The 9,083-nt window shown below is 45.8% G+C and carries 5 protein-coding genes and 1 CRISPR repeat array; all 5 genes read left to right on the top strand.

Annotated elements, in window-relative coordinates:
* Positions 1 to 265: 265 nt before the first annotated feature.
* The 5 genes from cas6 to cas5 all read left to right on the top strand — a co-directional run bounded on the left by cas6 (position 266) and on the right by cas5 (position 6,944).
* On the top strand, positions 266 to 901 hold the full coding sequence (cas6, locus tag ACLFWI_RS20750) for a type I-MYXAN CRISPR-associated protein Cas6/Cmx6 (RefSeq protein WP_446414486.1): 636 nt from the start codon (positions 266 to 268) through the stop codon (positions 899 to 901).
* A 146-nt stretch (positions 902 to 1,047) separates the two neighbouring features.
* On the top strand, positions 1,048 to 3,378 hold the full coding sequence (gene cas3 / locus ACLFWI_RS20745) for a CRISPR-associated helicase Cas3' (RefSeq protein ID WP_446414485.1): 2,331 nt from the start codon (positions 1,048 to 1,050) through the stop codon (positions 3,376 to 3,378).
* 241 nt (positions 3,379 to 3,619) lie between these two features.
* Entirely contained in the window at positions 3,620 to 5,155 is a 1,536-nt protein-coding gene (gene cas8a1 / locus ACLFWI_RS20740; RefSeq protein WP_446414484.1) for a type I-MYXAN CRISPR-associated Cas8a1/Cmx1, read from the top strand.
* A gap of 239 nt (positions 5,156 to 5,394) precedes the next feature.
* On the top strand, positions 5,395 to 6,315 hold the full coding sequence (gene cas7i / locus ACLFWI_RS20735) for a type I-B CRISPR-associated protein Cas7/Cst2/DevR (protein WP_446414483.1): 921 nt from the start codon (positions 5,395 to 5,397) through the stop codon (positions 6,313 to 6,315).
* Positions 6,312 to 6,944, top strand: a complete 633-nt coding sequence (cas5, locus tag ACLFWI_RS20730; protein ID WP_446414482.1) for a type I-MYXAN CRISPR-associated protein Cas5/Cmx5/DevS — start codon at positions 6,312 to 6,314, stop codon at positions 6,942 to 6,944. The genes cas7i and cas5 overlap by 4 nt, the downstream gene beginning before the upstream one ends.
* A 265-nt stretch (positions 6,945 to 7,209) precedes the next feature.
* Positions 7,210 to 8,689: direct repeats of the CRISPR family, unit length 36 nt; unit sequence GTGCGATTACCTTTGATGCCGTAAGGCGTTGAGCAC.
* Between the last annotated feature and the right edge of the window lie 394 nt (positions 8,690 to 9,083).

The following is a 9,083-nucleotide window of genomic DNA, read 5'->3' as shown; positions in this document are numbered from 1 at the left end:
GGTCTTGCTGTCCTTGTTCCCTCAGATGCCGTCAGGCGTTCTTCTTTAATTTCCTTTTGCTGTTGACGAGGTGGATAATTCAATGTATCCTGTAAGTAAGAATGAAACATCTTAAGCCAGATGGTGCTGAAATTTTGGCTGGTGGGCATTGCCCACCCTACGGTTGCTCAAGAGGCGATCGCAAACGGCTTATTTGAGTGCCATTCATCCCCACCTCTGATCGCCGTCAGGCGCTGAAAACACCTGGTTTCAACTAGGTTCAACAATGAATTCCACAATAGTAGAACGGCAAACAGGCGCGTCTCCTATCGAACTGTTTGTCAACTTAAGCTTTAGCATTCAAGGACAAATGCTACCGGCTGATCACGGCTTTGGCTTGTTTTCGGCTTTATCCAAGCTTTGTGCGGCGATTCACCAGCAGAATGAAATTCAGATATTGACAATTCCCGGTATTCCCGATCGCCAAGGTAAAATTGCCCTGACTGACAGATCGCGCCTGTTAATTCGTTTACCGATTACCAAGATTCCCTCAGTTTATGCGATCGCGGGAAAACGAGTTCACATTGGCAATCATCCGATCCAGATTGGGATTCCCAGGATTGAACCCCTCAGCGCCAAGTCAATTGTGCGATCGCGGATTGTGACGATTAAAGGTTATACCGAACCCGAATCCTTCCTCCAAGCGGCGCAGCGTCAACTGAATCGGTTGGGGGTGTCGGGAGAGGTGCGAATTCCTCTGCATCGGGATCAAACACCGAAACGCAAAGCGATAAAAATTCAGCAAGATACGATAGTGGGATTTACCACTGAAGTTAGCCATCTTAGTGAGGAGGATTCCCTGACATTGCAACGGTGGGGATTAGGAGGGCGGCGACACATGGGTTGTGGGGTGTTTTTGTAACCACTGATTTGACAGATTTATGGGGAAGATGGGGGTGGGGGTGAGAGGTTAGTCACACTGATTACACTGAAACGTTTGTTCTCTCGTCTTGGGATGCTGAATCCGCCGCGAAAATTAGGTTGATTATGTCTAAATTTAAACGACTTATGGCTAAATCTATATCTGATTCTGATTCAACCCGGAGTCAAAATGCGGCAAGATTTATCGGTCATATTGCCTTAGTTAAACGAGGGGCTGAGGTATTGCTGAAGTGTTTAGATAAGCGGATTTTTCAACAACTGGGATTGGATGAGAGTGATTTGGACTTATTTGTCAATACGGTGAGATTGGGGGCGTACTTGCATGATTGGGGTAAGGCAAATCAGCATTTTCAAGAGATGGTTTATCTGAATACTGCCCAAAAATCACCAGATCCGAAAAAACGGGACAAGCTTAAACAACTGCGTCAATTATGGCAGAAACATCATGGTAAACAAATGATTCGCCATGAAGTTTTAAGCGGTATCCTCGCCTTGCGTGTTCCTGAATTTCGCTATTGGTTAGACCAATGTGCAAATGCTGATCTGGTGATAGCTGTTTGGGCGGCGATGGGACATCATTTGAAGATGAGTTCTAACCTGGACTTAACAATCCGTAGTGGAACCGGAAGTGGTTTATTCATTTATACCGACCACAATGATTTTAAACGAATGTTAAAAATGGGTCGGCAATTGGGACTCCCGGCTAATTTGCCTGCCGTTCCTGGAAAAATCTGGACGAAGGAAGAACTAGAACGAGAATTGAAGGGATTATATCATGAATTTGACCAGGTTGAACAGCAGATTATCGCTGAAAACGATACCAGGCGACTGAGATTTATTGCGGCGGTAAAAGCTACGGTGATTGCGGCGGATTTAGCGGGTTCAGCTTTACCTGTTGTGGAGGAGAATATTAAGGATTGGATTGAGAATGTTTTATCGATCACCCTATCCGAAAACGACTTAGATCAGGTTCTCCAACAACGACTGCAAGGGAAAAAATTACGCCCGTTTCAACAGAAAATTGCCGCGACTCCCCATCGAATTACTTTAGTTAAAGCCGGGTGTGGAACTGGGAAAACCATTGGGGCGTATGGGTGGGCAAAAAAATGGGCAGGCGATCGCAAGTTGTTCTTTGGCTATCCGACGACGGGAACCGCGACGCAGGGGTTTATTGATTACGCCCATGAGACGAATATTGAAGCCGATTTAATGCATTCTCGCGCTGACTTAGACCGAGAAATCTTGTTTTCTGGGGATGAGGATGAAGGGATTGAGGATCGCCTAGCCGCCCTCACGGCTTGGAGACAAAAGTTAATTGTTTGCACCGTAGATACGGTTTTGGGGCTAATGCAAAATAATCGGCGATCGCTGTATTCCTGGAGTGCGATCGCCCAAGGGGCTTTTGTGTTTGATGAGGTTCATGCTTATGATCATCGTTTATTTGGGGCTTTATTGCGATTTCTAGGCACCTTTCGTGGCGCACCTATTCTGTTGATGAGTGCCAGTTTTACAGAGGAACAGATTCAGGCAATTCAAGGGGTAGTTGGGGAATTGGGAGAAACAACTAAGATTATTGAAGGTCCGAAAAATTTGGAGGTTTTGCCACGATATCAGATTGAGTCTATCCCATCAGCCAATCACGCTTGGCAGAGGGTTGGGAAAACGTTAACACGTCAGCGCCAGAATAAAGTGTTATGGGTGACAAATTCGGTTAAAACTTGTCGGGAACTGTATCTAGAGGCAAAAAAACAGCTTCCGGATTCAATCCCCGTACTCATTTATCACAGTCGCTATCGCTATTTTGACCGATTAGAGAAACATAAAGCCGTGATCGACGCCTTTGAACGTGAGGGGGCGGTGTTAGCAATTACTACTCAAGTTTGTGAAATGTCCTTAGATTTGAGTGCGGATTTATTAGTCACGCCTATCGCCCCAGCATCGGCGTTAATTCAGCGGTTAGGGCGATTAAATCGTCGGGTAATTACCACAGCAAACCATCGGGTAAAACTGGCGTCGGGTCAAATTGCCCCCGCTTTAGTTTATCCCTGGGATGATTCACGTCCTTACTCTCAAGAGGAATTAGAAACGGGACAGCAGTTGGTTAATAAACTAGCCGGAAAAGTGATTTCCCAGCAAGATTTAGCCACGATTGTCGCCCAAATGTCTACTCCAGAACAACAGCCAAGTCAATCGGAATGGTTAGAGGGATGTTGGTGTACCCGTCCTAATTTTTTACGGGAACCGGGCTATACGATTACGGTTTTACTAGAGGAAGATTTAGTTAATATTAAAAATGCCGCCAATCAACGTCAGGATAAATCTTTTAAAAAAGAACGTCAACGGTGGACAATTCCAATTCGGATTATCCCTGGGTTTGAGAAGTGGCGGCGGAATGGATATTATCCCATCGCACCCCCTGATCAAGTGGAATACAGTTCAGAAACAGGGGCAAAATGATTTGTAGGGGCGCTATCCTTGCGCCCGAAAAACTCAAGGAAACGCCAATAATTTGAATCAGGGTGGGTTTGGTTGAAATGTTATCGGTGGGGAGGGCGGGTTTTGTTGTTCCGTTATCGGTGGGGAGGGCGGGTTTTGTTGTTCCGTTATCGGTGAATATCTGAATTTAGTCCCTAAACCCGCCCCGACAATCCGGATTAATTAAAGGTAAATTCATAACTAATAGGTCGATTAAACGTTTATGTCAACCCAATTAACTTTAAAATTAAATAATCCTCACTTTACTTTACTCCATCGCGCCGGATTAGCTGGGTTATGGATGAGTTTAAAGCAACTTGAAGCCGAAACAAATATTCGCGATCGCCCGGGTTATATTACCTGGGAACTAACACCAGATCAGGTAACTTTACAATGGAATGAAGATGATTTTCAGGTACTAAACTGGCTATTAAACGAATCCTTTCAATTAGACGATGGACGGATATCTTTAAGGGGATTAGACTCAAAGACAATGGATATTCAATCTCAGTTAATCCTGCATCAAGGTATCTTGGGAACATTTTTACAGCATAACAAAACCCACACCTCCACAGGACTTGTCTCTAAATCCTTTATCCTTGAAGAAGGTAAACCGGAATTAGTGGCGCGATATAAACATCTCTCTGGATACATCTATCAACAGGCAAAAATCCTGTGTGACAAGCAGGGTAAATTCCTCACTAAACCGATTAAAGTACCGGGATGGTTAAATCCGGGGACAGTTGTAAGACATATTGCTTTTAGTTCCAATACCAGCTTTGAAGAACCACCAGACGCTGTATTCGTTTTATTATTTGCCGCCGTAGCCTGTTGTTACTATTCGATTCGGTCTAAATTACGGGATAAACGGGCAGAATATGCCTTAGTTATTCCCGAAATTACCGACTTAGCCGCTTATGCTAATTGGCGGCGTCATCGGAAATGGCGCGAGGAGGGATATAAGGACTTTTTTGCCTCTGGGTTAGGGGATGCGGGGTTAAAGTTTTTGACTTATATTACTAAAGATATTTTGGCAGAACGTCCCTTTAAACGCTGTCAGGTAATTACATTAGGAACAGTCCCTTGGGCAAGTCAACAAAAAACGCGCACGGATTTGTATTTAGTGGAAGCAAATGAGCGAATTGAGCGGAATTATCAGGTTTGCGATAATTATTTAAGTACCCGCGATGTGGCGGGGAAAGAGGGTTCGTTTATTTCCTGTAGTTTTGCCAGGGAGTTAATTGCAGAAAACTTAGCCAGGGGTAAACATTGGTATGCAGGTTTGGCAGATAATGCCACGAGTAATGAGTTATTTCAAAAGTTGACCTATGAACGCGGAGGACTAAATCAGATGGTTCAAGAAGTGGAATGGGATCGAGAAAGTGAGAAGCTATTTGTCAAGGCTTGTCATGAAGCGATTGGCTATAACCATAGACAACTTTCTCAACGAGCAAAACAAAGGAAAGAAGTGCCGAATTATGAACGGGAGGATACCAAGTTTCGCACCGGGTTGGCGCGGTGTAAAACCGCTGTGGCGTTTCGGGAGTTTATTACTGATTACTTGTCGAGGGCGAGATTTATGCCCACGCTGGAGGAAAATTGGGAGGGTTTTATGGATTTAATTATGGGGGCAAAGGATTGGAAAAAGGGACGGGATTTGGCCTTATTAGCCTTAGCCAGTTATAAGCGCAGTAGTCAGAGTCAAAAAGCAGCGACGGAGGAATCAGCAGATGAGGAGGAATTTGATTTTGGATATTAAATACATCACCCTGATTATTTCTAATTTTGTCGAGGCGTGTAGGGACGTGTAAGGGCGAAGCATTCGTGCCACAATTTTATCCGAAGCCGAATAATTTTGGGTTTTAATCGTCAATTGAATCAGGGCGGGTTTCGTTGTTCAGTTATCAGTCACACCCTTAATTAAGTCCCGAAACCCGCCCCTACAGCCCAGATCTCAACCCCACAGTAACCAATTATCAACCGTTTGGAGAACAAATCATGACGTTTCACTTATTTGGCAATATCTTAACCAGCTACGGCACCGCCGCCAATAACCGTGGCGAAAACGAAGGCAATATCACTACCCTACAAAAACTCCTCTGGAAAGGAGAAGTTCACACCACTGTATCGGCTGAAGCCATCCGCTGGGCGCTGCGATACTATTGGCAAACCGCTGGGGGTGACTATACCGTAAATCGCTGTTGGGATGATCAGAAAAATGATAATGTTTTACAGGGCAGTTTCGATGAAACCACCTACATTGATGATGATGTCCTCGGTTACATGAAAGCAGAAGGGGCAAAACAAGAATTTAGCGACGAAGAGAAAAAAGGAAAAGGGAAGAAAGCCAAAGGAACTAATCTGGCAAGGCGGGGAGTCTTAGAAGTCACTCGCGCCGTTTCCACGATTCCTTATGCAGGGGATATTACCTTTAATTCCGCCAGTGGACAAAAGGGGAGAACCTCTCTTTATGGCACAGAAGTTCACGCCACGCGCTATCAATATGGGTTCGCCTTAACCCCTAATCGATTGAAAGAGACATCTCGGATTATTCCAGTGTTAGACGGGTTAGTCTCCTTGGGAGAAGTCGCCGGAAACCACGCCCGTTTTCTCTATGATTTTTCGCCAGAAAGTTTAGTCTTGCGGTGGACACAGGATTTCTCGCCTCGGATTCTCTATTGTTTCCAGGAAAATGAAGATGGGGAGATATCTTTGCCCAGTTTAATCCATCGTGTGGAAGTGGGAGACATTGAAGCAACCGAACTCTGGGTAGCGGGTGCAATTGCCAAAACCCCAGCAGGCGATCGCTTAGAGGAATTAGGTGCTAATGTGCTAGCGGGGACAAAAGTAGCAGTTTCGACGCTAAAACAACGGATTGCTGATGATTTACAGTTACCGCAATTGGAGGGAGTATCATGATTACCGCCCTCAAAGTTGAGGTTCCCATCGCCTGTTTCCGTGTCTCCCGCGCCAGGGAATATGCCCAAACTTATCCGGTTCCGCCTCCAGCAACGGTTTATGGTATGCTCTTATCCATGGTGGGAGAAATGGATCGATATCGGCATTGTGGGATTAAGTTAGCGATCGCGCTATTGAATGAACCGGAAAAATCCACCATCCTCCGTACCTTTCGCCGATTCAAAAAGAAGCAAATCTTTGATCCCACGAATGCGCGTCCAGATTATCAAGAGTTACTCAGTGATATTCAGTTTATCGTCTGGGTAGCGTCAGGTACAGATAAAGCCCAACCAAGATTATGCCAACGATTAACAGACGCGATCGCGAATCCAGAAACGGTAGATCGATTTGGTGGGTTAAGTTTGGGTGAAAGTCGGGATTTAGTCAATGGGATTAATCTGTTACCGGAAGATTATCGGGGTGAATCCCTACGCTGGTTAGTACAGCAGCAGGATGGATTGTTAACATTACCCTATTGGGTGGATCATGTTGGTTCAAAAGGAACCCGTTGGCAACGATTTCAGTTACTTCCTCCCAGTGAATGGTGTCAACCGCCGGATAATGCGTGGATAGAGATTCGGGTGGAGTAATTTGCAAGCATCTGTGTCTGTTGAGGCTTTGAAGGCTGGGGAATAGGGTGCAAATCCATACAGGGCTTGGGTTTGCGGCTCTTTTTAGGGAGAGGGAGATGCTTGCAAAATGCCGGGATTCCTTTCAGGATAAGGGTTACAGCGTTTTGATTTTTGGCAAAATTAGCCACATTTGAGTCAATTTTGGCGTGAGGAGAGTGGAGTTGGGGAGATGCTTGCAAAACCGATTGGCAGCCATTATGATTTAAGGGTTCGTGCGATCGCCGTGCGATTACCTTTGATGCCGTAAGGCGTTGAGCACATCCGGTCAGATTCTGATGTCTTGCCGGATAGTTGTGCGATTACCTTTGATGCCGTAAGGCGTTGAGCACTGTCCTTTGAATGGTGGTTAGCCGTCCCCGTGGTTGTGCGATTACCTTTGATGCCGTAAGGCGTTGAGCACAGCGTCCTTGGTGGCAAAAGGATTTTGAGTTCAAGTTGTGCGATTACCTTTGATGCCGTAAGGCGTTGAGCACTATATTATCAAAGTCTACGGGTTCATGCGGCTCTCGTGCGATTACCTTTGATGCCGTAAGGCGTTGAGCACTTACTCTTTTGCTTCGCCCACTGCTGCCCAGCTATCCTGTGCGATTACCTTTGATGCCGTAAGGCGTTGAGCACTGGCAAGTTTCCAGTGAGAAAATTCCCATCGATAAAATGTGCGATTACCTTTGATGCCGTAAGGCGTTGAGCACTGCCAGTTTTTTCAATTCAGGGAGGGTCTGATTTTCTGTGCGATTACCTTTGATGCCGTAAGGCGTTGAGCACTAGCCGAAAAGATTGGCGGGAGTCGGCATTTTCCAAGTGCGATTACCTTTGATGCCGTAAGGCGTTGAGCACTCAACTCCTGTACCATGATAAGATCCGTCCAATTTTGTGCGATTACCTTTGATGCCGTAAGGCGTTGAGCACTCCTATACGCTGCCAAAAGTACAAAGTATGGGCCAAGTGCGATTACCTTTGATGCCGTAAGGCGTTGAGCACTCCTAGGTTCGGGAAAGTCAACTCATATTTTTTCTCGTGCGATTACCTTTGATGCCGTAAGGCGTTGAGCACGAGATGGACGAGATGGGTCTAAGAACAAAACTGTAGTGCGATTACCTTTGATGCCGTAAGGCGTTGAGCACATGCCCTGGTTTCGGGTGAAAATTTTTCCGATCTTCCTGGTGCGATTACCTTTGATGCCGTAAGGCGTTGAGCACATAGAACTTGGAAACAAGGCAGATGCCGTCAATTCGTGTGCGATTACCTTTGATGCCGTAAGGCGTTGAGCACTTGATCGATTGGCGATGCCTATGCAGGCAATCCTTGAGTGCGATTACCTTTGATGCCGTAAGGCGTTGAGCACAATCAACTCCCTACTTGAGCACAACGGGATACTATGTGCGATTACCTTTGATGCCGTAAGGCGTTGAGCACGAGTAGACGGAGCTGACTTGGGTAATCTGGCATCCTGTGCGATTACCTTTGATGCCGTAAGGCGTTGAGCACACGCTGAATTTCGCAAACCCAACAACAACAGGTTTGCCGTGCGATTACCTTTGATGCCGTAAGGCGTTGAGCACATTACAGTCGCGGGTTGATCCCCTGCCTTTGCTAGTGCGATTACCTTTGATGCCGTAAGGCGTTGAGCACGAAATAGGAGCGAGGGAACTATTAGCACGATGCATGTGCGATTACCTTTGATGCCGTAAGGCGTTGAGCACTTGGTTATTCGAGAAAGTTCCCCTTCTCCCGTGCAACAAAAGCGAAGCATCCTCTGTCCTCCCCCCTCTTGTAGGGGGGAACGAGGGGGGTCGGGAGAAGGGGTTAGGGGATGAGGGTGAAATGCTTGCCAGTCGTGCTTTTCAGCTTAAGTTGACACCAATAACAGATGTGCGCCCTTCTCCAAAGTACGATCTAATTTAAATAAATAATCAAGCGGACATGATATAAGTCAGATTACTCTTCCAGAAAGCTGCGCCTACGTTCCCAGGAATCAACCGACAAACTTGACATACATTCATTCACCTCAATTTCCCATAATCCTCCACTCTCTTGCTTTCAGTTCCGCTAATTTCTCCAGCAAACTTTCAGCTAAATCAAATAACTTAAACTCAT

Origin of the sequence: Coleofasciculus sp. (assembly GCF_046539235.1) — a bacterium.
In the GTDB taxonomy this organism is placed as follows: Bacteria; Cyanobacteriota; Cyanobacteriia; order Cyanobacteriales; family Coleofasciculaceae; genus Coleofasciculus.
The sequence above is the reverse complement of the archived record's forward strand: the minus strand, read 5'-3'. Positions and strand labels throughout refer to the sequence as shown.